Raw genomic sequence first — 21,965 nt, forward strand, 5'->3', positions numbered from 1 at the left:
ACGGCGGCGAACTCGGCCTTGCCGGGGCGGATGAACTTGGCGTCGGCCTTGCGCGCGGCCCACGAGGCGCGGGTGGCGGCGGCGATGTCGGGGCGGAAGCGCTCCAGCGCCTTCATCCACACGCTGGCGCGCAGCACGAACATGCCGCTGTTCCAGTAGTAGCCGCCCTCGGCCAGGTAGCGCTGGGCCGTTTCCAGGTCGGGTTTCTCGACGAACTGCGCCACGGCCAGCCCCGTGCCATCGCTCGTGGCGCGTATGTAGCCATAGCCCGTCTCCGCACGGACAGGTGTGATGCCCAGTATGGCAATGGCACCGTCGGCTGCGATGCGCACCGCTTCCTGAAGTGCCGCGGTGAAGGCGGCAGGCTGGGTGACCGTCTGGTCTGCCGGCGTGACGACGAGGACGGGGTCCGCGCCGCCTTCCAGTGCGGCCAGCGCCGCCAGCGTCATCGCAGGTGCGGTATTGCGGCCGCAGGGCTCCAGCAGCACGCTGCTGGGCTCCAGGCGGGTCTCGCGCAGTTGATCCAGCACGAGGAAACGGTGCTCCTCATTGCCGACGATGCACGGCGCGGCCAGTGCCAGGTCCGGCGCGGCGAGCGCGGCGAGCCGGCGCGCGGCGAGCTGGAACAGGCTCTCGTTGCCCGACAGCACGAGGAACTGCTTGGGATAGCCGGCGCGCGACAACGGCCACAGTCGCGTGCCGGAGCCGCCAGCCATGATGACGGGTTGGACCTGGATCATGTTCACGCGGGGCTGAAGCCGTGAGGGTTGAGATGTTGCCAACGCCAGCTGTCCTCACACATGCGGGTGAGGTCCAGCTGGGCCTGCCAACCGATTGTCTCGCGGGCCAGCGCCGGGTCGGCCCAGCAGGCGGCCACGTCGCCGGGGCGCCGCGCAACGATGTCGTAGGGCACGCTACGGCCGCTGGCAGCCTCGTAGGCGCGCACCAGGTCGAGCACGCTGTAGCCTTTGCCGGTGCCGAGGTTGACGGTCAGCGAACCGGGATTGGCCAGCAGCCAGCGCAGCGCTGCGACATGACCCTCGGCGAGGTCCGTCACATGGATGTAGTCACGCACGCCGGTGCCGTCCGGCGTCGCGTAGTCGCCGCCGAAGACGGACAGCCTGGCGCGTCGGCCCACCGCCACCTGGGCGACATAGGGCATCAGGTTGTTGGGCGTGCCGCGTGGGTCTTCGCCGATGCGGCCACTCTCGTGGGCGCCGACCGGATTGAAGTAGCGCAGGCAGGCCGTCTGCCATGCCGGGTCACTCACGCCGAGGTCACGCAGGATCTGCTCGCCCATCAGCTTGGTGGCGCCATAGGGGTTGGTCGCCGAGGTTGGCGCGTCCTCGCGCAGGGGCAGCCGATCCGGGGCGCCGTAGACCGTGGCGCTGGAGCTGAAGACCATGCGCGTGCAGCCATGACGCTTCATGACCTCGCAGGTGTTGACGAGCCCGCCGACGTTGTTGCGGTAATAGGCCAGCGGCTGGCTGACCGACTCGCCGACGGCCTTGTAGGCCGCGAAGTGCACGACCGCCGCCGGTCGGTGGCTGGCGAAGATTTCGTCCAGGGCAGCGGCATCGCAGACGTCGGCTCGCTCGAACTCGATGGGTGCGCTGGCCAGCTCCACCAGGCGCTCCAGCACCGCGGGCGAGCTGTTGGCGAAGTTGTCCACGCCGACGACACGGTAACCGGCCTGCTGAAGCGCCAGCCAGGTGTGCGAGGCGATATAGCCGGCGGCGCCGGTCAGCAGGATGGTGGTCATCAGTAGACGATGGCTTGGCCCGTGCAGCCGTAGCTGCTGGCACTGTAGACGTATTGCGGCACGCTGCTGTCTCGGCTGGCGTGGTTGTATTGGCAGGACAGGCTGAGACCGCGCGAGAAGGCCCAGCTCATGCCCAGGCTGTAGGCCTGGTCGCTGTCAAAGGCCTCTGCGAGTTTGGCGCTGGGGTCACCCGCGCGATGACTGCGGTTGCGGTTGGCGCTCGCATTCAGCGTCAGCTTGCCCGTCAGCGCATAGCTGCCGGTCAAGCGCCAGCTCGTGTAGAGGCGGTTCACGTCGGTCGCCTGGCTCGTGCTCTCCTGGCCGGTGTCGCGCGCGTACTGCACACCCAGCTGGATCTTGCCCGTGGGCCGCCAGGTCCAGCCGACCGCGCCAGTGGTGCCGCTGAAGTCCCGCAGGCTGTCCAGGCTGTGCTTGAGGTGGCTGCGGCTCAAGCGCGTATTCAAAGTGCTGCTGCCGCCAGTGTTCCAGTTGGTGGTGAAGTCGAAGTCATTGCGCGTGTAGTCGTCGGCCTCGGTTCGGATCTCAAACTTCAGTGTGTCAGGGTTGAAGATGAGGCCGACGGGGTAGCGCGGGTACTGTCCCTTGGTGTGACGTCCAACCAGGCCCAGCCTCACGTTGCCGCCCGGCGTGGCGTAAACGCCCATCTGGGCGGTGTCCTGCCGGTACGCGAAGCGGTCGTACTCGACGGCGCTGAACTCGCGCTCCTTGTGGGTCCAGCCGGCTTCGACCGAATAGCGGGTCAGCACGCCCAGCCGTACCAGTGCGGCGTACTCGTCGTTGCGCTCGGTGTTCTTCTTGAAGATGGGGTCGACGCCGTTGCCGATGTTGAAATCGGCCAGCGCACGGCTGGAAGCCGCGCTCAGCGTGCCCGACAGGTTTCCCACCGTCTGCCAGGCCAGGGCGCTGCGCAGCGTGTAGGACTGGTTGTTCAGGTCCCGGTTGTCGGAGTAGCGGTTGTTCTGTAGCAAGCCGTCCACCGTGACATGCTGGCGGCCGAAGCGCTGGTCCAGGCCGGCGAGCAGGCCCGTGCTCATCACGGTGTCGCTGTTGTTCGCGTTCGTTTGCCGGAAGACGTTGGAGACATGGGAGACGCCCAGTGAGCCGCCGACGTAGAACGGCGTGGTGTCGTCGGTCTGGGCCTGCGCCGACGGGACCAGGGCAGTAGCCGAGGCCAGGACGGCGAGCGCGGCCCGGAGGCAGGGGAGGCGATGGGGCTTAGTAGGCATGTCGATCGAACACGACCAGCCTCACGGTGCGCAGGATGATCTGCAGATCGAGGGCCAGCGACCAGTTGCGCAAGTATTCCAGATCGTATTCGACGCGCGCCACCATCTTGTCGATGCTGTCGGTCTCGCCGCGCAGGCCGTTCACCTGAGCCCAGCCGGTGATGCCGGGCTTGACCTTGTGCCGCACCATGTAGGCCTTGATGAGCTTGCGGTACTCCTCGTTGTGCGCGACCGCATGCGGTCGCGGCCCCACGATGCTCATGCGCCCCTGCAGCACGTTGACGAACTGCGGCAGCTCGTCCAGCGAGGTGAGGCGGATGAAGGCGCCGAAGGGGGTGATGCGCGGATCGTCCTTGGTGGCCTGCTTGACCACCGGACCGTTGTCCAGCGTTCGCATCGACCGGAACTTGTAGACGATGATCTCCTCGCCATCCAGGCCGTTGCGGCGCTGCTTGAAGATCACCGGGCCGGGCGAGCTGAGCTTGACGCCGAGGGCCACCGCCAGCAGCAGCGGCGAGATCAGTATGAGGATGAGCGTGGCCAGCACCATGTCGCTGAGCCGCTTGACGAGCTGGTTGGTCCCCGTGAAAGGCGTCTCGCAGATGCCGACGACGGGCACGCCGTTCATGTCCTGCAGCCGTCCCTGGATGATGCTGATACCGAACACGTCTGGCACGAAGAAGAGGGACGCGGTCGTGCCCTGCACCTGCTCCAGCAGTTCGACGATGCGTGGCTGCGAGCCCAGCGGCAGCGTGATGTAGACCTCGCGCACGCTCTTGTCGCGCACGAAGTCGCTGAGCTGGGACAGCGTGCCCAGGATGGAGGCGCCGGCCTCGGGATGCAGGCGCTCGGGGCTGCGGTCGTCGAAGTACCCGAGGCAGATGACACCCTGTGAGTCCCTCAGTGCACGTGCCACCTTGTGGCCCAGCGGCCCGGCACCGACGATGACCGCCGTGCGACGGGCCCCGGGATCGCGGGTCCGCCATTGCTGGACGCGGCGACCGGCCTCGGTCGCCGCGATCTGCGCGATGGGTGTGATGACCGCCCACCAGAGCAGCACCTCATTCTCGAAATAGTGCAGGCTGTTGGTTGCATAGCCGCACAGCAGCAGAATGCCCAGCAACACCAGCCAGGACGACAGCACGTCGACCAGGGCGCTGGCCGGGTGGTCGCTGAAGCGGTTGCGACCCGGGAAGGTGAGGGCGAATACCAGCAGGCACAGCGTCAGGGCCGGCCGCAGCACGGGCTCGTCGAAGTGGCCATTCACGACGAGGAAGGTCAGAACGATGATGCCTGGCTCGAGGAAGGCGGCAATCAGGGACTCGACCGACTGCGGTGCGCTGTAGAACGTCCTCTTGTAGCTGCGGTCCTCAAACATCGTGGTCGGTTCGGTGCGCCCCGGAACCGGGACTCACGGGGCTGAAAAAGCGAACGAGGATTCTCTACCAACAAATTTGACGGTCGAAACCGCAGCGTCCCTTGTTCAGGGTCCGCTGCCTACAATCTTCGCCATGTCTTCTCCCTGGCCCATGCCACCCCTGCCGTCGCTCACGCCGCTGCTGATGCCGGCCCTGCAGGACCGCCTCGTGCTCCTGATCAACCATGTCGTCTCTCGGGAGCCGATTGCGACGCAGCGCCTGCGCGCCCTTGCTGGACGCGGACTTGTCGTGCATCTGGCGCGTTGGCCGGCCCTGTTGCCTGCCGCACCTGATTTGATACTGGGTGTGACACCGGCCGGGTTGTTCGAGCGCCTGGACGCCCCGCCCCCCGGCCAGGGGGGGCTGCGCATCGAGATCGATGCCGCCAACCCAGCCAAGCTGGCCCTGGGCGCGCTGAGCGGCGAGTCGCCCACCGTCAGCGTGCAGGGCGATGCCGCCTTCGCCGGCGAGATGCACTGGCTGATGGACAACCTGCGCTGGGACATCGAGGACGATCTCGCCGGCATCGCCGGGCCACTGGCGGCTCGGCAACTGGCTCAGTTCGGCCGCACGCTGCGGCGCTCGCTGTCGGGCATGGCTGCGCGTTTCGCGACGACGACGTCCGGCGGCGCCGCATGAGGTTTGTCTCGCGGCTGCTGGTCATCCTGTGGACGGTCTGGCGCTTCGGTCTCGATGACCTGGCCCTGTCGGGCCTGCGCCGGCGGCGCTTCCAGCTGCTGCGTCGCGTGACGCGGCTGGGCCGGCGCTGGCGGGAGCCGCGCGGCGTGCGGCTGCGCATGGCGCTGGAGCGCCTAGGCCCCATCTTCGTCAAGTTTGGTCAGGTGCTGTCGACCCGGCGCGACCTGCTGCCCGTGGACGTCGCGCTGGAGCTGGCCAAGCTGCAGGACCGCGTGCCGCCCTTTCCGGCGGCACTGTCTCGCGAGATGGTGGAACGCGCCTTCGGCAGGCCGTTGGAGGAGCTGTTTGCGAGCTTCGACGCCGAGCCCGTGGCCAGCGCCAGCATCGCCCAGGTCCACTTCGCGACGCTGAAGGACGGCCGCGAGGTCGCCGTCAAGGTGCTGCGCCCCGGCATGCTGGACATCATCGACGACGACCTGGCGCTGATGCGCCAGCTCGCGGGATGGATCGAGCGCTTCTCAGCCGACGGCCGGCGCTTGAAGCCGCGCGAGGTGGTCGCCGAGTTCGACATGTACCTGCACGACGAGCTCGACCTCGTCCGCGAGGCGGCCAATGCAGCCCAGCTGCGCCGCAACATGGACGGCCTGGACCTGGTCATGGTGCCCGAGATGCACTGGGACTTGTGCAGCTCCGAGGTCATCGTCATGGAGCGCATGAAGGGCGTGCCCATCTCGCAGCGTGCTGTGCTGGAAGAGGCTGGCATCGACATCAAGAAGTTGGCCCGTGACGGCGTGACCATCTTCTTCACCCAGGTCTTCCGCGACGGTTTCTTTCACGCCGACATGCACCCCGGCAACATCCAGGTCAGCCTGGCGCCCGAGACATTCGGCCGGTACGTGGCCCTGGACTTCGGCATCATCGGCACGCTCACCGAGGTGGACAAGGACTACCTCGCGCAGAACTTCATCGCCTTCTTCCAGCGCGACTACAAACGCGTGGCCGAGCTGCACATCGCCTCCGGCTGGGTGCCGCCCGAGACCCGCGTGGACGCGCTTGAAAGTGCGGTCCGGGCGGTTTGCGAGCCTCATTTCGACCGGCCGTTGAAAGACATCTCCCTCGGTCAGGTGCTGATGCGCCTGTTCCAGACCTCCCGTCGCTTCAACGTCGAGATCCAGCCGCAGCTCGTTTTGCTGCAGAAGACGCTGCTCAACGTCGAAGGCCTGGGCCGGCAGCTGGACCCCGAGCTGGACCTCTGGGCCACGGCGAAGCCCTTCCTGGAACGCTGGATGAACGACCAGGTGGGCTGGCCGGCGTTCAACAAGCAGCTGATGAAGGAGGCGCCGCGCTTCGCTCAGCTCATCCCCGAGCTGCCGCGCCTGCTGCACGACGCGTTGAAACAGCAGGCCCAGCGCGGCGGCGATGCGGACCTGCGCGCCCTCGTGCGCGAGCTGCGAAGCACCAACCGGCTGCTGTCCGGACTGCTTTGGGGAGCGGCCGGTTTTGCGGTCGGCATCACGCTGGCCTGGCTGGCGCTGCGCTTTCTGGATCTCGGGTTCTGAGTCGGCGGCGTCACGACGCCTTCATAATCCGCGCCAAATTTTCCGGCCCAACCCGCTCCCGCGCCCATGAACACCACGCTCATCGTCTTCGTCGTGCTCTACCTCCTCGGCACACTGGGCATCGGCGTCTGGGCCGGCACGCGCGTCAAGAACACGGCGGACTTCGCCGTTGCCGGGCGCAGCCTTCCGCTCATCATGGTCGTCACGACGACCTTCGCGACCTGGTTCGGCGCCGAGACAGTGATGGGCATCCCGGCCCGCTTCGTGCAGGGGGGACTGCATGACATCGTGGAAGACCCGTTCGGCGCGGGCCTCTGCCTGGTACTCGTGGGCGCCTTTTTCGCTGCCAGGCTCTACCGCAAGAACCTGTTGACCATCGGCGACTTCTACCGCCAGCGCTTCGGCAAGGGCGTGGAGATCTTCTGTTCGCTGGCCATCATCCTGAGCTATCTCGGCTGGGTCGCCGCCCAGGTCACCGCGCTGGGCCTCGTCTTTAACATCCTGACCGATGGCGCCATGAGCCCGCAGATGGGCATGATCGTCGGCCTGCTCGCGGTGCTGGTGTACGTCGTCATCGGTGGCTTCCTGGCTGTGGCCTGGACGGACTTCATCCAGATGATCGTGCTGGTCATTGGCCTGGCAGTCATCGCCGTCTTCGCAGCTGATCTGGCTGGCGGGGCGTCCAAGGTGCTGGACCTGGCCCAGTCGCGCGATCTGGGCCGCTTCCTGCCCCCGCCGACGTTCACCGACATGGCCATGTTCATTGGCGCGGGGCTGACGATGATGCTGGGCTCCATACCGCAGCAGGACGTTTTCCAGCGCGTCATGTCCGCCAAGGATGCCAAGACGGCGCAGCGGGGCGCCATGATCGGCGGCTTCAGCTACATCGCCTTTGCCTTTGTGCCCATGTTCATCGTGCTGGCAGCGGTCGTCGTCATGGGCGACAAGGCGCTGGAGCTGGCGCAGAACGACTACCAGCGCGTGCTGCCCAGCTTCATCATGGGCCACATGCCGCTGTTCATGCAGATCCTGTTCTTCGGCGCGCTGCTCTCGGCCATCAAGAGCACCTCGTCGGCCACACTGCTGGCGCCGACGACCAGCTTCGTCGAGAACATCCTCAAGCAGATCCGCCCGGGCATGACGGACCGCCAGCAGCTCGTCGCGATGCGCGTGACGCTGGTCATCTTTGCGTTCTTCGTGCTGGTCTACGCGATCGCGCTGCAGGGGACGTCCATCTACGAGCTGGTCAGTGCGGCCTACCAGGTCACGCTGGTCGCGGCCTTCGTGCCCTTGGTGTTTGGCCTGTACTGGAGCCGCGCGACGACACAGGGCGCCGTGTTTTCCATCTTTGCCGGCGTGGCCGTGTGGGTCGTGTTCTTCCCGCAGGTCACGACCTGGGGCGAGTTTTTCCCGGGCCAACTGGCCGGCCTGCTGGCGGCCCTGGTGGCGATGGTGGCCGGCTCGCTGATGCCGCAGTGGCTGACCGATCGCCGCGAGCATGTCAGCCATCACCTGCCGCCGCACGGCTGAGTCCGGGCGCCTCCGCTAAAATGGCGGGCTTTTCGTCCTCGAAGACCTCGCCATGCCGATCTACGCCTACCGCTGCAGCGCCTGTGGCCACGCCAAGGACGTGCTGCAGAAGCTGTCCGACGCGCCGCTGACCACCTGCCCGGCCTGCGGGGCCGAGAGCTTTTCCAAGCAGATCACTGCTGCCGGCTTCCAGCTGAAGGGCTCCGGTTGGTATGCGACCGACTTCAAGGGCGGCGCCACGGCGGGCGCGGCCGGTGCCGCGGCGGCTCCGGCGGAGGCCGCGGGTGGCGAAGCGCCCAAGGCCGAGGCTGCAGGCAGCACGTCGTCAACTCCCTGCGGCGGCTCCTGCGCCTGCCACTGACCGAACAGCTCCGTGGGCGCCTCACTTCGCAAATATCTGGTCGCCGGCCTGCTGGTCTGGCTGCCGCTGGCCATCACCATCTGGGTGCTGGGCCAGGTCCTGGACGTCGTCAACGGCGTTTTCGGGTCGTTGCTGGCCGCGCTGGCCCTGATCGTGCCGGCCTCGCTGCGCGACGGCCTGCTCGAGCTGCGCCACGTGCCCGGCCTCGGCGTGGTCATCCTGGCCGGCGGCCTGCTGGCCACCGGCGTTCTGGTGGCCAACATCTTCGGCCAATGGCTGTTGACGCAGTGGGACCGGCTGATGTCCAACATCCCGATCGTCAAGAGCATTTATAGCTCGGTCAAGCAGGTGTCGGACACGCTGTTCTCCAGCAGCGGCAATGCCTTCCGCGAGGCTGTTTTGGTGCAGTACCCGCGCGAAGGATCCTGGACCATCGCCTTCGTGACGGGCTCCCCCAGCGGCGAGGTGGCGTGCCACCTGGCGCAGGAGCATGTCAGCCTGTACGTGCCGACGACGCCCAACCCCACATCGGGCTTCTTCCTCATCATGCCGCGCGCTGACGTCAAGCCGCTGCACATGACGGTGGACGAGGCGCTGAAGTACATCATCTCCATGGGCACGGTGGCCCCTCTCGCCCACCCCGGCGACCCCTGCAGCGGGTCGGACGAGGCCGCGCGAAATCAGCCGGGTTGAACGCCCCGGCAGGCGTTCAATCCTGAGAGCCGAACGAGCTCATCAGCGCCCACAAGACACCCCTGCAAAGAATTCGGAGAACCTCATGCGTACCTGCTATGCCGGCCAAGTCAGCGAAAAGCTGCTCGACCAGACCGTGACCCTGATGGGCTGGGCCCATCGCCGCCGCGACCACGGCGGTGTCATCTTCATCGACCTGCGCGACCGCGAAGGCCTCGTGCAAGTCGTCTGCGACCCCGACCGCGCCGACATGTTCAAGGTGGCGGAAGACGTGCGCAGCGAGTACTGCCTGAAGATCGTCGGCAAGGTGCGTGCCCGCCCGGCCGGCACCGAGAACGCCAACCTCGTCAGCGGCAAGGTGGAAGTGCTGTGCCACGAGATCGAGGTGCTGAACGCCTCGGTGCCCATCCCGTTCCAGATCGACGAAGACAACCTGTCCGAGACGACTCGCCTCACGCACCGGGTGCTGGATCTGCGTCGCCCGTACATGCAGAACAACCTCATGCTGCGCTACAAGGTGGCGATGGAGGTCCGCAAGTTCCTGGACGAGCACGGCTTCGTCGACATCGAGACGCCGATGCTGACCAAGTCCACGCCCGAGGGTGCGCGTGACTACCTCGTGCCCAGCCGCGTGCATGACGGCCACTTCTTTGCGCTGCCGCAGTCGCCGCAGCTGTTCAAGCAGTTGCTGATGGTGGCGGGCTTCGACCGCTACTACCAGATCACCAAGTGCTTCCGCGACGAGGACCTGCGCGCCGATCGTCAGCCCGAGTTCACCCAGATCGATATCGAGACCTCGTTCCTGACCGAGGAAGAGATCCGCTCGATGTTCGAGGGCATGATCCGCCACGTCTTCCGCAAGGCACTGAATGTCGAGCTGGGCGACTACCCGGTCATGAAGTACGCGGAGGCCATGCACCGCTTCGGCTCCGACAAGCCCGACCTCCGCGTGAAGCTCGAGTTCACCGAGCTGACCGACGCCATGACGACCGTCGACTTCAAGGTCTTCTCCGGCCCGGCCACGACGCCGGGCGGTCGTGTCGTCGCGCTGCGAGTGCCGGGTGGCGCTGCCATGAGCCGCGGCGAGATCGATGCCTACACCGAGTTCGTGAAGATCTATGGTGCAAAGGGCCTGGCCTGGATCAAGGTCAATGAAGTGGCCAAGGGTCGCGAAGGCCTGCAGTCGCCCATCGTCAAGAACCTGCACGACGAAGCCGTCGCGGAAGTCCTGAAGCGCACCGGCGCGCAGGACGGCGACCTGATCTTCTTCGGCGCCGACAAGGCCAAGGTCGTCAACGACGCCATTGGCGCGCTGCGCCTGAAGGTGGGCCACAGCGAGTTCGGCAAGAACGCAGGCCTGTTCGAAGACAAGTGGGCGCCGCTGTGGGTGGTCGACTTCCCGATGTTCGAGCACGACGAGGAGAACAACCGCTGGGCGGCCGTTCACCACCCGTTCACGGCACCGAAGGACGGTCATGAGGACCTGATGGTCAGCGACCCGGGCAAGTGCATCGCCAAGGCCTACGACATGGTGCTGAACGGCTGGGAGCTGGGCGGCGGCTCGGTGCGTATCCACCGCGCAGAGGTGCAGGCCAAGGTCTTCGAGGCCTTGAACATCAACGCCGAGGACCAGCGCATCAAGTTCGGTTTCCTGCTGGACGCGCTGCAGTACGGCGCGCCGCCGCATGGCGGTCTGGCCTTCGGCCTGGACCGCATCGTCACGATGATGACCAAGGCCGAGTCCATCCGTGACGTCATCGCCTTCCCGAAGACCCAGCGCGCCCAGTGCCTGCTGACCGGCGCACCGTCGCTGGTCGACGAGAAGCAGCTGCGCGAACTGCATATCCGCCTGCGTAACGCGACGCCGGCGGCCTGACCGGCCAGCCTCACGGCAAGAAGCCCCGCCTCTGCGGGGCTTCGTTGCTTTGGGCCGCAACAAGTGCGGTCGCGATGACCGGAAGCTGGGACCCGCCGGCGCTATGCTGGTCGCATGTTGTCCGAGACCCGCGCGGCCCAGCGGCCGCACAAGATCCCCGAGTCGGTCCTCGTCGTTGTTCACACAAACGACCTGCAGGTGCTGCTGATCGAACGCGCCGACCACCCCGGCTACTGGCAAAGCGTCACCGGCTCCAAGGACCGCCTGGACGAGCCGTTGACCGAGACTGCGCGCCGTGAGGTGCTGGAGGAAACCGGCTTTGACGTCGACGCCCTGGGCGGTGAGCTGCGCGACTGGAACCTTGCCAACATCTACGAGATCTACCCGCAGTGGCGGTATCGCTATGCCCCGGGTGTCACGCGCAACACCGAACACGTCTTCGGCCTACAGCTGCGCGAGGCACTGACGCCGACGTTGTCGCCTCGCGAGCACGTATCGTGGGTCTGGTTGCCGTGGCATGAGGCCGCGGACCGCTGTTTCTCGCCGTCCAATGCCGAGGCGGTGCTGCAGTTGCCTCGCTTCAGCACCGCCGGATTCGCCCGAGCGTCATGAACGCGATCAGATCCTCCGCCCGCCCTGTACCCCACCCCCCGGGCGATGTGTTGCGGGTGGCCACCTACAACATCCACAAGGGTGTGCGGGGCTTGGGGCCGGCCAAGCGTCTGGAGATCCATAACCTCCAGATGGGTGTCGAGGCGCTGGACGCCGACCTCGTCTGCCTGCAGGAGGTGCGCCTCTTCCACCACCGTGAGGCTGCCTACTTTGACCGTACATGGTTCGGATGGCCAGAAAAGGGCCAGGCCGACTTCCTTGCGCCCGAGGGCTACGAGGTGGCCTATCGCACCAACGCGACGACCAAGTTCGGCGAGCATGGCAATGCGCTGCTTTCTCGCTGGCCCATGGGCGACATCGGGCACCACGACGTGTCGGACCATGCGTTCGAGCAGCGGGGCCTGCTGCACGTGCCGGTGCATTGGCAGGGGACGGTGGTGCATGTCGTCGTTGCCCACTTCGGGCTGATCCATGCCAGCCGCATGCGCCAGGTCGACCGTCTCGCGGCCTTCGTTCGCGAGCATGTGCCAGCGGGAGCTCCCGTGCTCGTGGCCGGCGACTTCAACGACTGGGGTGAACGGCTGGATCCCTCCATGCGCGCCCATGGCCTGCGCCGCGCCGCGCCGCCCCATGGGCGCGCACGCTCATCCACCTTCCCGTCGCGGCTGCCGGTGTTCGCGCTGGACCGCGTTTACATGAGCGGCCTGCGCTGCACCGGCGTTCAGGTGCCCCGCGGTTCCAGTTGGGCGCGGATGTCCGACCATTTGCCGCTGCTCGTGGAGTTGGCGCTGGAATGAGCCTCGCGCGACCATCCCGGGAGGCTTGCCACATGGCGCAAAGGATGCCTCGGTGAGGCGGCTGGGCACGAAGCGCCGTCGCCGCCACCACGCCGTCGATCCCGGCTTCGTCGGCGGCAACCAGATCGAGCTGCTGCGCGGTGGCGACCAGCTCTTTCCGTGCATGCATGCAGCCATCGCGCGAGCTCACCGGGAGATCTGGCTGGCGACCTACATCTTTCACCACGACGAGACCTCGCTGGCTCTCGTGGACGCGCTGCTGGCGGCCGACCGGCGAGGCGTGCGCGTGCGCCTCGTCGTCGATGGCTTCGGCAGCGGTGCCAGCATCCGGGTGCTGCAGGAGCGCTTTGCCGGAAGCGGCGTGGCCTTCGCCGTGTTCCGGCCCATGGATCGCTGGTGGCGCTGGTTCCAGCCCGGCCAACTGCGTCGCCTGCACCAAAAGCTCTGCGTGGTCGATGGCGAGCAGGCCTTCGTCGGCGGCATCAACATCATCGACGACCGCATCGACCTCCATCACGGGCGCACCGAGCTGCCGCGCCTGGACTTCGCCGTGCAGGTGAGCGGTGGCTTGGTGGACCTGGTGGCTCAGAGCGTGCGCTCGATCTGGTCGCGTGCCTGGCTGGGGCGCGACTTCGACGACGCGCTACTGGACTACGTGCCGCTGCGCCGCCGCTTTGGCCTGTGGCTGACGCAGCTCTGGCGCGGCCCGCAGCGCCTGGCCGAACCGCCATCGCGCCTGCGGCCTGTCAGCGCTGCCTTCGTGCTGCGTGACAACCTGCGCCGGCGCCGCACCATCGAGCATGCGTATACGGACGCGATCCGGGGCGCGCGCGCCAGTGTGGACCTCGTCTGCCCCTATTTCTATCCAGGCCAGCGCATCCGCCAGGCCCTGCGCAAGGCGGCAGATCGGGGCGTACGCGTGCGCCTGCTGCTGCAGGGCAAGCTGGACTACCGCATCGCCGGGTGGGCGGCCGAGGCCCTCTACGCAGACCTGCTGGGCCATGGTGTCGAGATCTACGAGTACACCCCGGCCTTCCTGCATGCGAAGGTTGCCGTCGTTGACGGGCAGTGGGCCACCGTCGGCAGTTCCAACATCGACCCGTTGTCTTTGCTGGTCAACCTGGAGGCCAACGTCGTTGTCGAGGATGCGGGTTTTTCGGCTCGGCTGGCGGATGAGATTGAGATGGCTATTGCCGTGTCCAGTCGCGTCGGCGAGCATGGCGGCACGGGGCTGCGCGCCATGTTGCACCGGGCCGTCGTGGCCTGGTTTGCCTACGTCTTCCTGCGTGTGGCGGGGGCAGCCGGGCGATATTGAACGCCACAGCTTTCTCGAGCCACGCAAGGCCACCCAGGGCAAGGCTGCGCTGGACGCCAGCCAAGGGCCAGCTCCCGACTGCCGGTTCGAGCCCAGTGCCCTGAACGCCCAGTTCGTCGTCGTCGCGGAAGTGGATCTGACGCCACCCGCGCGTCGGGCATCAGGCCCTATGTCCGGGCTACCGCCGCGATCTCAGCGCGAACGTTCAGTCGCCAAAGCGCGGCGCCTGCGGCGCCGTCAGCACGCCCGCCTGCACCAACGCCGCGGCACGCTCAATATCCGGCGCCAGGTAGTGGTCGGCTGGGCTGCTGGCGCAGTCGGCTCGCAGCCGAGCGTGCAAGGCCTCCACCGGCGCCGAGCTTTGCAGCGGGCGCAGGAAGTCAATGCCCTGGGCGGCGGCCAGCAGTTCGATGGCCACGATGTGGGCCGTGTTGTCGATCATCGCGTGCAGGCGGCGCGCAGCGAAGGTGGCCATCGAGACGTGGTCTTCCTGGTTGGCACTGGTGGGCAGGCTGTCGACGCTGGCCGGGTGGGCGAGGCTCTTGTTTTCGCTGGCCAGGGCCGCAGCCGTCACATGGGCGATCATGAAGCCGCTGTGCAGGCCGGCGTCGGCGGTCAGGAAGGGCGGAAGGCGCGAGATGCCCGGGTCGATCAACATCGCGATGCGGCGCTCGGCGATGGCGCCGACCTCGGCGATGGCCAGCGCCAGGTTGTCCGCCGCGAAAGCGACGGGCTCGGCGTGGAAGTTGCCGCCGGAGATCATCACGTCGTCGAAGACCAGCGGGTTGTCGGTGACGGCGTTGGCCTCGCGCACCAGCACCTCCGTCGCATGGCGGGCCTGGTCCAGGCAGGCGCCCATGACCTGGGGCTGGCAGCGCAGGCAGTACGGGTCCTGTACGCGCTCGTCTCCCTCGCGGTGGCTGGCGCGGATCGCGCTGCCGGCCGCCAGCTCGCGGTAGACGGCTGCGACCTCGATCTGGCCGGGCTGGCCGCGCACCTCGTGGATGCGGGCGTCGAACGGGCCGTCGCTGCCGCGCGCCGCATCCAGCGTCATCGCGCCGCTGGCGAGCGCCGTCGCGAACAGGCCCTCGAAGCGCAGCAGTGCGTGAAGTGCCAGTGCCGTGCTGGCCTGGGTGCCATTGATGAGAGCCAGGCCTTCCTTGGCAGCCAGCGTCAGCGGCGGCAGCTGCAGCCGGTCGAGTTCGTCGCGGGCCGGGACGCGCTGGCCTGCAACTAGGGCCTCACCTTCGCCCATCAGTGCAAGCGTCAGGTGGGCCAGCGGTGCGAGGTCGCCACTGGCGCCCACAGAGCCCTGGGCCGGCACATAGGGCACGAAGCCGGCGTTGAGGGCGTCCAGCAGCGACTGCACGACCACGCGGCGCACACCCGAGAAGCCGCGTGCCAGGCTGGCGGCCTTGGTGGCCAGCATCAACCGAACCACTTCGGGCGACATCGGCGCGCCGACGCCCACCGCATGGCTGCGGATCAGGTTGAGCTGCAGCGCGGCGAGCTGGTCCTTGGCGATGCGGGTGCTGGCAAGCTTGCCGAAGCCGGTGTTCACGCCGTAGACGGGCGCGTCGCCCGCTGCCGCGGCGGCCACCAGGGCGGCGCTCTTGTCGACGGCGCTCCAATCGTCGAGCTGCAGCGAGGCACGCCCGGCGGCGATGTCGGCGAGCTGGGAGAGGGTCAGTTGTCCTGGGATCAGTTTCATAGCGACGGCAGGTTCAGTTCGTTCTTCTTGGCGCAGGCGATGGCCGATTCGTAGCCCGCATCGGCATGGCGCATTACGCCGGTGCCGGGGTCGTTCCACAGCACGCGCTCGATGCGCTTCGCGGCGGCCTCGGTGCCATCGCAGACGATGACGACGCCCGAGTGCTGGGAGTAGCCCATGCCTACGCCACCGCCGTGATGCAGTGACACCCAGGTGGCGCCACCGGCAGTGTTCAGCAGCGCATTCAAGAGCGGCCAGTCGGAGACGGCGTCAGAGCCGTCGCGCATGCCCTCGGTTTCGCGATTGGGGCTGGCGACGGAGCCGCTGTCCAAGTGGTCGCGACCGATGACGATGGGCGCCTTCAGTTCGCCGTTCTTCACCATCTCGTTGAAGGCCAGGCCGGCGATGTGGCGCTCACCCAGACCCAGCCAGCAGATGCGCGCTGGGAGGCCCTGGAAGGCGATGCGTTCGGCAGCCATGTCGAGCCAGCGATGCAGGGCGGCATGCCTCGGGAACAGTTCCTTCAGCTTGGCGTCGGTCTTGCGGATGTCCTCGGGGTCGCCCGACAGCGCCACCCATCGGAACGGCCCCTTGCCCTCGCAGAACAGTGGCCGAACGTAGGCGGGCACGAAGCCGGGGAAGTCGAAGGCGTTCTTTACGCCCTGATCCAGCGCCACCTGGCGGATGTTGTTTCCATAGTCCACCGTCGGGATGCCCTGGGCCTTGAATGCCAACATGGCCTGCACATGCGCCGCGCAGCCGGCGGAGGCCGCGGCCTTCAATTCGGCGTGGCGGGTCGGGTCGGCTGCGGCGGCCTTCCACTGCTCGACGCTCCAGCCTGGTGGGCAGTAGCCGTTGATCAGGTCGTGGGCACTGGTCTGGTCGGTGACGAGGTCAGGCCTGACGCCGCGACGCACCAGCTCGGGCAGCACCTCGGCCGCATTGCCCAGCAGCGCGACGGACACGGCGCGACCGGCCGCGGTGTGGGCCTGGATGCGCGCCAGGGCGTCGTCCAGGTCCGCGGCCTGCTCGTCCACATAGCGGGTCTTGAGACGGAAATCGATGCGTGACTGCTGGCATTCGATGTTCAGTGAGCAGAATCCTGCGAAGGTTGCCGCCAGCGGCTGCGCGCCGCCCATGCCACCCAGACCGGCGGTCAGGATCCAGCGCCCGGCTGCCACACCGTCGTAGTGCTGGCGGGCCGCCTCGGCGAAGGTCTCGTAGGTGCCTTGCACGATGCCCTGGCTGCCGATGTAGATCCAGCTGCCGGCCGTCATCTGGCCGTACATCATGAGGCCCTTGCGGTCCAGCTCGTGAAAGTGCTCCCAGGTGGCCCAGGCTGGCACCAGGTTCGAGTTGGCCAGCAGCACGCGCGGCGCATCCGGATGGGTGCGGAACACGCCCACCGGCTTGCCCGACTGCACCAGCAGCGTCTCGTCGTCGCCCAGCTCCCGCAGCGACTTGCAAATGGCGTCGAATGCATCCCAATTGCGCGCCGCCTTGCCGATACCACCGTAGACAACCAGCGCATCCGGGTTCTCGGCCACGGCAGGGTCGAGGTTGTTCTGCAGCATGCGGTAGGCGGCTTCGGTCAGCCAGCTCTTGCAATGCAGCTGGGTACCGGTTGGGGCCTTGACAGGGCGGGGCAGAGCGGTCATCGGGAACTCCTCAAAGTGCGGCGGACTCTAGTTGTATATACAAGTCAAGTCAACTAGGATGGCCGCCATGTCCCGAGCCCCCACCAGTCCCGAACCCCAGTACCTGAAGGTCAAGAACCACCTGCGTGAGGGTATTGCCAGCGGCCAGTGGGTGGCCGGCGACCTGCTGCCTAGCGAAGGGGCGCTGGTGGCGCAGTTCGAGGTCAGCCGCATGACGGTGAACCGCGCACTGCGCGAGTTGGTGCAGGAGGGGCTGATCGAGCGTGTGCAGGGTGTGGGCAGCTTCGTCGCCCAGCTACATCGGATCTCGTCGACGCTGAATGTGCGCGACGTGCACGAGGAGATCGTCGAACGCGGCGGCGCCCACGAGGCGCGCGTGCATGCCCTGGTGAAAGGCAAAGCCACCCCGCAGCAGGCGGCGGAGCTGGGGCTCAAGCGCGGCGCGCCGGTTTTCCTCAGCCTCATCGTGCACCTGGAGAACGGCGTCGCCATCCAGTGCGAGGAACGTGCCGTCAATCCGGCCTGTGCGCCGGAATACCTGGCGCAGGATTTCACGCGGATCACGCCGACGCATTACCTTCTGGAGGTGGCGCCGCTGTCCGAGGCGCGCTACATGATCGAAGCCGCCCTGCCCGGCGAGGTGGAGGCCCGGTTGCTGGGCATCAATCGGCGCGACCCCTGCCTGGTCGTGAAGCGCATCACGTACAGCCGTGGCGTCGCGGTCACTTCGGTGAAGCTGACCCATCCGGGGGGGCGTTACCAATTGCAAGGGAGCTTCTCGGCATGAGTATTGCGACTTGGAGCTGCGGAGAATGTGCGGTTCCTCGCGGAGCGAGACCGAGTGCAAGGACGAAAACATGAGTTGGAGCAAGGTCAGCGCGGCCGACGTCGAGCCCCAGGCCTGGAAGAACAAGGGTGGCACGACGCGCGAGCTGCTCGCCTGGCCGCACGCCCATGACTGGGCGCTGCGTATCAGCGTTGCCCGCGTGGAGCGCGACGGGCCGTTCTCGGCCTTTCCCGGCGTGCACCGCTGGCTCGCCGTCATCGGCGGCGCAGGGTTGCGCCTGTTCGACTGGCCGCAGAGCGTCGGGGACGAGCCGCTGCGCTTCGACGGCGGATTGGCGCCTGAGGCCGAACTGATCAAAGGCGCGAGCGAGGTCTTCAACGTGATGGAGCGGCGCGGCAACCTGGAGGTCGAGTCGGCGCACCATGTACTGCTGCCCAGGACGCCCTGGATCGGCCTGTTCACCGTCGAAGGCGGTCTGCTGGAGCATGGCCACCGCGCCATGCCCATGGCGCCGCTGACGCTGGCCTGGTGCGAGGAGCCGGTGGCGCAGAGCTGCGTCTTCACCGGCGAGGGCAATGCCTGGTGGCTGACCTGGAGCGACGAAGGATGAAGCTCTGGCGTGGCGGGCGTCTCGCAACGCTGGCGGGCGAGCGCGGCTGGGGCCTGATCGACGATGGCGCGCTGCTCGTCGATGGCGATGGCCTGCTGCGCTGGGTCGGGCCGAGCGCCGATGCCCCAGCGGCCGACGAAGTGGCGGAGCTGCATGGCGCCCTCGTCACGCCGGGCCTGGTGGACTGCCACACCCACCTCGTCTATGGCGGCAACCGCGCCAACGAATTCGAGCAGCGCCTGCACGGCGCCAGTTATGCCGACATCGCCAAGGCCGGCGGCGGCATCAAGTCCACCGTGGCCGCGACACGCGCCTCGACCGAGGCGCAACTGCTGGCGGCGGCCACCGGGCGTGCGCGGGCGCTGATCGCCGAAGGCGTGACGACGCTGGAGGTCAAGTCCGGTTACGGCCTGGACGCCGCCACCGAGGCGCGCATGCTGCGCGTCGCGCGCCGGCTGGCGGACCTGGGCGTGGACGTGCGCACGACCTATCTGGCCGCCCATGCGCTGCCGCCCGAGTTCAGTGACGCCGACGACTACATCGCTGCCGTCTGCCAGTGGCTGCCGGCGTTGCACAAGGAGGGGCTGGTCGACGCTGTCGACGCCTTCTGCGAGCACATCGCGTTCAGCACGGCCCAGGTTGGCCGCGTGTTCGATGCCGCCCAGCGTCTGGGCCTGCCGGTCAAGCTGCATGCCGAGCAACTGAGTGACCAAGGCGGCGCCCAGCTCGCTGCGTCCTACAGGGCGCTCAGCTGTGACCATCTCGAATACCTCAGCCCGACGGGCGTCCAGGCCATGGCCGCGGCCGGCACGGTGGCCGTGCTGCTGCCAGGCGCCTTCTATGCGCTGCGCGAAACGCAGCTGCCTCCCCTCGAAGCCTTGCGTGAGGCGGGCGTCCCCATTGCCATCGCGACCGACCACAACCCGGGTAGCTCCCCGACCTTGTCCCCACTCTTGATGATGAACATGGCGTGCGTGCTGTTCAGGATGACGCCCGAGGAGGCGTTGCGCGGCCTGACCGTCCATGGGGCGCGTGCGCTGGGGTTGCAGGACCGTGGCCAGCTCGTCGCCGGCCAGCGCGCCGACTTCTGTGTCTGGGATGGCGGACATCCGCGCGAGCTGGCAGCATGCTTTGGCCATAACCCGCTGGTAGAACGGGTTCTCAAAGGAAACCAGGGAGAAGCATGACCGTCTTTCGCCTGCAGCAGGGCCGCGCGCCCCTGCTGATCAGCTTGCCCCATGTGGGCATCGAGATTCCCGCCGAGCTGCACAGCCGGCTGTTGCCGCGCGCACTGGCCAGCGAGGACACCGACTGGCATCTGGAGCGCCTCTACCGTCCGCTGGCCGACAAGCTGGGCGCCAGCCTGCTCGTGCCGCGCTACAGCCGCTACGTCATCGATCTGAACCGTCCGCCCGACGATCAGCCGCTTTACCCCGGCGCGGCCGGAGGCACCGGCTTGGTGCCGACGCGCTTCTTCACCAGCGAGCCGTTGTACCGCGACGGCGCCGAGCCCGACCTGGCCGAGATTGCTGCGCGCCGCGAGGCCTATTGGCAGCCCTATCACGACGCGCTCGCCGGTGAGCTGCGGCGCCTTCAGGCCGAGCATGGCCACGCGCTGCTGTTCGAAGGCCACAGCATCCGCTCGGTGCTGCCCTGGCTGTTCGAAGGGGAACTGACGGCGCTCAACCTCGGCACGGCCGATGGCGCCTCCTGCGCGCCGCCCATCACCGAGCGACTGAGCGCCCTGCTGGCCGCCCAGAAGGGCTTCAGCCAGGTTGTCAACGGCCGCTTCAAGGGTGGCTACATCACTCGCCACTACGGCCGGCCGGGTGAGGGTGTCCACGCGGTGCAACTGGAGATGTGCCAGCGCTGCTACATGGACGAATCCGGCGATCCGGCGGGCGCCTTCGACGAGGCGCGTGCTGCCAAGGTGGCGCCGCTGATCGAGGGGCTGCTGCAGGAGATGCTCGCATGGCGGCCCTGAAACGTCTGCACGCGCCGCTGGCGTGGGTGGAAGGCCGCTGGCAGCGCGACGTGCTGCTGAGCGTGGACGCCAGCGGCCATTGGTCCGAGGTCACCGCCAATGTGCCTGCGCCGCCCGGCGCCGAGGTGCTGGCCGGACCGCTCATCCCCAGTCTCGTCAACGCCCACAGCCACGCGTTCCAGCGTGCCTTCGTCGGCCTGGCTGAACGCCGCGAGGCCGGCCAGGATGACTTCTGGAGTTGGCGGGATCGCATGTATGCGCTGGCCCTTCGAATCTCGCCGCAGCAGTTGCGTGCGGTGGCCAGCCAGCTCTATGCCGAGCTGCTGCGTGGGGGCTATACCCAGGTTTGCGAGTTTCACTACCTGCACCACCCGGCCCAGGGGCAAGCCTTCGACGATGAGCTCGACATGGCCTGGGCGCTGGCGGAGGCGGCCCAGGACGCTGGCATCGGACTCACGTTGCTGCCGGTCGTCTACACGCGCAGCGGCTTTGGCGCCAGCGGCCTCAGGCCCGACCAGCACCGTTTCGCGGCCGATGCCGACTGGGCCTGGCGGGCCTCCCAGCGCGTCATGGCCGCCGGCCTGCCGCGCGTGAATGCCGGCGTGGCCCTGCACTCGCTGCGCGGTGCGTCGCCGGCCGACATGACTCGCCTGCGGCAACTGGTCGGCGCCACCGACGTGCCGATCCACATTCACGTCGCCGAGCAGACGGCCGAGGTGGCCGACTGCCTCCAGGCGACGGGCCGGCGCCCCATCCAGTGGCTGGCCGAAGAGGGCGGCCTCGATCCGCGCTGGCAACTGGTGCACGCCACGCATGCCGAGCCGGCGGAGATCGAGGCGGTGGCCCGCAGCGGTGCCGGCATCGTCATCTGCCCGGGCACGGAGGCCAACCTTGGCGACGGCCTGGCCGATCTGCCGCGCTGGCTGTCTCATGGCGTGCCGCTGACGGTGGGTTCGGACAGTCAGGTCACGCGTGGCTGGGTGGAGGAGCTGCGCTGGCTGGAATACGGTCAGCGGCTGACAGCGCGGCAACGCAACGTCGCAGCGGCACCGGGCACCCAGGCATCCAGCGCGGCGCGGCTGTTCGACGCCGCGGTGACGGGGGGCGCTCGTGCCGCCGGTTTCGCGGCCTGGGGCCTGACGCCTGGCGCGCGCGCCGATGCGATGGTGCTGAACCGCGAGGCCGACGGCCTGCGCGGCCTGCCGGATGAAGCCTTGCTGGACGCTGTCGTCTTTGGCAGCAACGGCTCGCCCTGGCAGTCGGTCTGGGTGGCCGGCCGGGCCAGACCCTGGCGGGCGCCGGGGCGCGTGGGCGATGCCTTCGAGGCGGCGATGCGCGAACTGTGGCGTTCTGACGGCTAGTCGAACACCGGGCAACAGGCTAGTCTCACGCCAACACTCCAGCGG

The 21,965-nt window shown here is 67.8% G+C and carries 20 protein-coding genes; 14 read left to right on the forward strand and 6 right to left on the reverse strand.

Annotated features, from left to right (window positions below; genetic code table 11):
• From VGF12_RS06190 to VGF12_RS06205, 4 genes are all read right to left on the reverse strand, one after another.
• Positions 1 to 740 (reverse strand): sugar phosphate nucleotidyltransferase (locus tag VGF12_RS06190; RefSeq protein WP_331175168.1); only part of this gene is annotated, 740 nt, incomplete at its 3' end.
• A gap of 2 nt (positions 741 to 742) precedes the next feature.
• Positions 743 to 1,765, reverse strand: coding sequence for a UDP-glucose 4-epimerase GalE (gene galE, locus VGF12_RS06195; protein WP_331175191.1), 1,023 nt, complete (start codon positions 1,763 to 1,765; stop codon positions 743 to 745).
• The gene (locus VGF12_RS06200; protein ID WP_331175169.1) at positions 1,762 to 3,009 is read right to left on the reverse strand and encodes a hypothetical protein; all 1,248 of its coding nucleotides are present in this window, start codon (positions 3,007 to 3,009) and stop codon (positions 1,762 to 1,764) included. Before VGF12_RS06200 ends, galE begins: the two co-directional genes overlap by 4 nt.
• Positions 2,999 to 4,387 carry an undecaprenyl-phosphate glucose phosphotransferase gene (locus VGF12_RS06205; RefSeq protein WP_331175170.1) on the reverse strand — a complete coding sequence of 463 codons (1,389 nt, stop codon included), beginning with the start codon at positions 4,385 to 4,387 and terminating at the stop codon, positions 2,999 to 3,001. The genes VGF12_RS06200 and VGF12_RS06205 overlap by 11 nt, the downstream gene beginning before the upstream one ends.
• A gap of 133 nt (positions 4,388 to 4,520) precedes the next feature.
• Between VGF12_RS06205 and VGF12_RS06210 the strand changes: the two genes are divergently transcribed.
• The 9 genes from VGF12_RS06210 (at position 4,521) to clsB (ending at position 13,809) form a co-directional block, all read left to right on the forward strand.
• Positions 4,521 to 5,066 carry a hypothetical protein gene (locus tag VGF12_RS06210; protein WP_331175171.1) on the forward strand — a complete coding sequence of 182 codons (546 nt, stop codon included), beginning with the start codon at positions 4,521 to 4,523 and terminating at the stop codon, positions 5,064 to 5,066.
• Positions 5,063 to 6,625, forward strand: coding sequence for a ubiquinone biosynthesis regulatory protein kinase UbiB (gene ubiB / locus VGF12_RS06215; protein WP_331175172.1), 1,563 nt, complete (start codon positions 5,063 to 5,065; stop codon positions 6,623 to 6,625). Before VGF12_RS06210 ends, ubiB begins: the two co-directional genes overlap by 4 nt.
• Positions 6,626 to 6,691: 66 nt before the next feature.
• Positions 6,692 to 8,155: a sodium:solute symporter family protein gene (locus tag VGF12_RS06220; protein WP_331175173.1), complete on the forward strand. Its 1,464-nt coding sequence runs from the start codon at positions 6,692 to 6,694 to the stop codon at positions 8,153 to 8,155.
• Between the two features lie 52 nt (positions 8,156 to 8,207).
• Entirely contained in the window at positions 8,208 to 8,516 is a 309-nt protein-coding gene (locus VGF12_RS06225; RefSeq protein ID WP_331175174.1) for an FmdB family zinc ribbon protein, read from the forward strand.
• Between the two features lie 12 nt (positions 8,517 to 8,528).
• Positions 8,529 to 9,209 (forward strand): DUF502 domain-containing protein, encoded by a 681-nt coding sequence (locus VGF12_RS06230; RefSeq protein WP_331175175.1) that lies wholly within the window; start codon positions 8,529 to 8,531, stop codon positions 9,207 to 9,209.
• An 85-nt stretch (positions 9,210 to 9,294) separates the two neighbouring features.
• Entirely contained in the window at positions 9,295 to 11,085 is a 1,791-nt protein-coding gene (gene aspS, locus VGF12_RS06235) for an aspartate--tRNA ligase (RefSeq protein ID WP_331175176.1), read from the forward strand.
• Between the two features lie 114 nt (positions 11,086 to 11,199).
• Positions 11,200 to 11,697 carry a dihydroneopterin triphosphate diphosphatase gene (gene nudB, locus VGF12_RS06240; protein ID WP_331175177.1) on the forward strand — a complete coding sequence of 166 codons (498 nt, stop codon included), beginning with the start codon at positions 11,200 to 11,202 and terminating at the stop codon, positions 11,695 to 11,697.
• Complete coding sequence (locus VGF12_RS06245; protein WP_331175178.1) at positions 11,694 to 12,494, forward strand: endonuclease/exonuclease/phosphatase family protein; 801 nt, start codon at positions 11,694 to 11,696, stop codon at positions 12,492 to 12,494. Before nudB ends, VGF12_RS06245 begins: the two co-directional genes overlap by 4 nt.
• A 52-nt stretch (positions 12,495 to 12,546) precedes the next feature.
• Positions 12,547 to 13,809 (forward strand): cardiolipin synthase ClsB, encoded by a 1,263-nt coding sequence (gene clsB, locus VGF12_RS06250; protein ID WP_331175179.1) that lies wholly within the window; start codon positions 12,547 to 12,549, stop codon positions 13,807 to 13,809.
• 205 nt (positions 13,810 to 14,014) lie between these two features.
• On the opposite strand, the gene hutH is transcribed toward clsB, so the two are convergent.
• Complete coding sequence (gene hutH, locus VGF12_RS06255; RefSeq protein WP_331175180.1) at positions 14,015 to 15,520, reverse strand: histidine ammonia-lyase; 1,506 nt, start codon at positions 15,518 to 15,520, stop codon at positions 14,015 to 14,017.
• Positions 15,517 to 17,178 carry a urocanate hydratase gene (gene hutU / locus VGF12_RS06260; RefSeq protein ID WP_331175181.1) on the reverse strand — a complete coding sequence of 554 codons (1,662 nt, stop codon included), beginning with the start codon at positions 17,176 to 17,178 and terminating at the stop codon, positions 15,517 to 15,519. The genes hutH and hutU overlap by 4 nt, the downstream gene beginning before the upstream one ends.
• 67 nt (positions 17,179 to 17,245) lie before the next feature.
• Here hutU and hutC point away from each other — a divergent pair, with 67 nt between their 5' ends.
• The 5 genes from hutC to hutF all read left to right on the forward strand — a co-directional run bounded on the left by hutC (position 17,246) and on the right by hutF (position 21,920).
• The gene (gene hutC / locus VGF12_RS06265) at positions 17,246 to 17,965 is read left to right on the forward strand and encodes a histidine utilization repressor (RefSeq protein WP_331175182.1); all 720 of its coding nucleotides are present in this window, start codon (positions 17,246 to 17,248) and stop codon (positions 17,963 to 17,965) included.
• Positions 17,966 to 18,035: 70 nt separating this feature from the next.
• On the forward strand, positions 18,036 to 18,575 hold the full coding sequence (locus VGF12_RS06270) for a HutD family protein (RefSeq protein ID WP_331175183.1): 540 nt from the start codon (positions 18,036 to 18,038) through the stop codon (positions 18,573 to 18,575).
• A complete protein-coding gene (gene hutI / locus VGF12_RS06275) occupies positions 18,572 to 19,762 on the forward strand; it encodes an imidazolonepropionase (RefSeq protein ID WP_331175184.1) in 1,191 nt (396 codons plus the stop codon). Before VGF12_RS06270 ends, hutI begins: the two co-directional genes overlap by 4 nt.
• Complete coding sequence (gene hutG / locus VGF12_RS06280; protein ID WP_331175185.1) at positions 19,759 to 20,559, forward strand: N-formylglutamate deformylase; 801 nt, start codon at positions 19,759 to 19,761, stop codon at positions 20,557 to 20,559. Before hutI ends, hutG begins: the two co-directional genes overlap by 4 nt.
• A complete protein-coding gene (hutF, locus tag VGF12_RS06285; protein WP_331175186.1) occupies positions 20,547 to 21,920 on the forward strand; it encodes a formimidoylglutamate deiminase in 1,374 nt (457 codons plus the stop codon). Before hutG ends, hutF begins: the two co-directional genes overlap by 13 nt.
• Positions 21,921 to 21,965: the final 45 nt, after the last annotated feature.

Source organism: Roseateles sp. (assembly GCF_036404855.1).
In the GTDB taxonomy this organism is placed as follows: Bacteria; Pseudomonadota; Gammaproteobacteria; order Burkholderiales; family Burkholderiaceae_C; genus Pelomonas.

Coding starts and splice junctions, on each gene's coding strand:
- hutF (WP_331175186.1), top strand. CDS start 20,547: ATGGCGGCCCTGAAACGTCTGCACGCGCCGCTGGCGTGGGTGGAAGGC.
- VGF12_RS06225 (WP_331175174.1), top strand. CDS start 8,208: ATGCCGATCTACGCCTACCGCTGCAGCGCCTGTGGCCACGCCAAGGAC.
- VGF12_RS06205 (WP_331175170.1), bottom strand. CDS start 4,387: ATGTTTGAGGACCGCAGCTACAAGAGGACGTTCTACAGCGCACCGCAG.
- VGF12_RS06270 (WP_331175183.1), top strand. CDS start 18,036: ATGAGTTGGAGCAAGGTCAGCGCGGCCGACGTCGAGCCCCAGGCCTGG.
- hutI (WP_331175184.1), top strand. CDS start 18,572: ATGAAGCTCTGGCGTGGCGGGCGTCTCGCAACGCTGGCGGGCGAGCGC.
- VGF12_RS06220 (WP_331175173.1), top strand. CDS start 6,692: ATGAACACCACGCTCATCGTCTTCGTCGTGCTCTACCTCCTCGGCACA.
- nudB (WP_331175177.1), top strand. CDS start 11,200: ATGTTGTCCGAGACCCGCGCGGCCCAGCGGCCGCACAAGATCCCCGAG.
- aspS (WP_331175176.1), top strand. CDS start 9,295: ATGCGTACCTGCTATGCCGGCCAAGTCAGCGAAAAGCTGCTCGACCAG.
- hutU (WP_331175181.1), bottom strand. CDS start 17,178: ATGACCGCTCTGCCCCGCCCTGTCAAGGCCCCAACCGGTACCCAGCTG.
- VGF12_RS06210 (WP_331175171.1), top strand. CDS start 4,521: ATGTCTTCTCCCTGGCCCATGCCACCCCTGCCGTCGCTCACGCCGCTG.
- VGF12_RS06200 (WP_331175169.1), bottom strand. CDS start 3,009: ATGCCTACTAAGCCCCATCGCCTCCCCTGCCTCCGGGCCGCGCTCGCC.
- hutC (WP_331175182.1), top strand. CDS start 17,246: ATGTCCCGAGCCCCCACCAGTCCCGAACCCCAGTACCTGAAGGTCAAG.
- ubiB (WP_331175172.1), top strand. CDS start 5,063: ATGAGGTTTGTCTCGCGGCTGCTGGTCATCCTGTGGACGGTCTGGCGC.
- hutH (WP_331175180.1), bottom strand. CDS start 15,520: ATGAAACTGATCCCAGGACAACTGACCCTCTCCCAGCTCGCCGACATC.
- hutG (WP_331175185.1), top strand. CDS start 19,759: ATGACCGTCTTTCGCCTGCAGCAGGGCCGCGCGCCCCTGCTGATCAGC.
- VGF12_RS06245 (WP_331175178.1), top strand. CDS start 11,694: ATGAACGCGATCAGATCCTCCGCCCGCCCTGTACCCCACCCCCCGGGC.